Annotated in this window: 2 protein-coding genes; both read left to right on the plus strand. The window is 78.4% G+C overall.

The features are described 5' to 3' along the window. Positions 1-498: glycosyltransferase family 9 protein (locus G3I53_RS30050; protein ID WP_164438969.1), on the plus strand; the 498-nt coding region annotated here is incomplete at its 5' end. Next, positions 495-1,220 (plus strand): glycosyltransferase family 2 protein (locus G3I53_RS30055; protein ID WP_164438970.1); only part of this gene is annotated, 726 nt, incomplete at its 3' end. The genes G3I53_RS30050 and G3I53_RS30055, both read left to right, overlap by 4 nt.

Genomic DNA, 1,220 nt, shown 5'->3' on the forward strand with positions numbered 1-1,220 from the left:
GCCGTCGTCCTGCACCCCGGCGCGGGATCCCCGGCCCGCTGCTGGCCCGTGGAGCGGTACGCGGCCGCCGCCGTCGCCCTGCGGGCACGGGGTCTGCGGGTCGTCGTCACCGGGGGAGCGGACGAGGACGGCCTGGTGGCGCGGCTCGCCGAACGGGCCGGGCTGCCCGGCACCGACGTCCTCGCCGGCGGAGTGCCGTTCGGCCCGCTGTCCGCCCTGGTCGCGGACGCCCGTGCCGTGATCAGCGGCGACACCGGCATCGCGCATCTCGCGGTCGCCCACGGCACCCCCACCGTCACCCTCTTCGGCCCGGTCCCGCCCCGCCGCTGGGGCCCGCCGCCCCACCCCCGCCACGTCGCCCTCTGGTACGGCCCCGAGGGCGACCCGCACGCCCAGCGCACCGATCCCGCGCTGCTGCGCATCACCCCCGCCGACGTCCTGGACGCCCTCGCCCGACTGCCCGGCCCCCGGCCCCGAGAAGGGGAGACCATTCCGTGACCGCTCCGTCCCCGACCCGCCCGCTCGGCGTCGTCATCGCCACCCGGAACCGCTCCGGCCGGCTCGCCGTCACCCTGCGCCACCTCCTCGCGCTGCCCGAGCGGCCCGAGATCCTCGTCGCCGACAACGCCTCCACCGACGACACCCGCGCCGTGCTCGCCCGCGACTTCCCCGAGGTGAGGGTGCTGGCGCTGCCCGTCAACCACGGCGCCCTGGCCCGCAACCACGGTGCCCGCGCCCTCGGCACGCCCTACGTGGCGTTCAGCGACGACGACTCCTGGTGGGCCCCCGGCGCCCTCGGCCGGGCGGCCGAGCTGTTCGACGCCCACCCCCGGCTCGGTCTCATCGCCGCCCGCACCCTGGTCGGCCCGGACGAGCGGCCGGACCCGATGAACGACGTCCTCGCCCGCTCGCCCCTCGGTGCCGCCGCCGACCTCCCCGGCACCCAGGTCCTGGGCTTCCTGGCCTGCGGCGCGGTGGTCCGCCGCAGCGCCTACCTCGAAGCGGGCGGCTTCCACCGGCTGCTGTTCTTCGGCGGCGAGGAGACCCTGCTCGCCTACGACCTGGCCGCCCACGGCTGGGGCGTCACCCACTGCGCCGACGTCGTCGCCCACCACCACCCGGACCCGGGGCCCCGCGACGGCCGCCCGGCCGTGCAGCGCCGCAACGCGCTCCTCACCGCCTGGCTGCGCCGCCCCGTCCCGTACGCGCTGGCCCGCACA

Origin of the sequence: Streptomyces sp. SID14436, from assembly GCF_010548465.1 — a bacterium.
Lineage (GTDB): Bacteria > Actinomycetota > Actinomycetes > Streptomycetales > Streptomycetaceae > Streptomyces.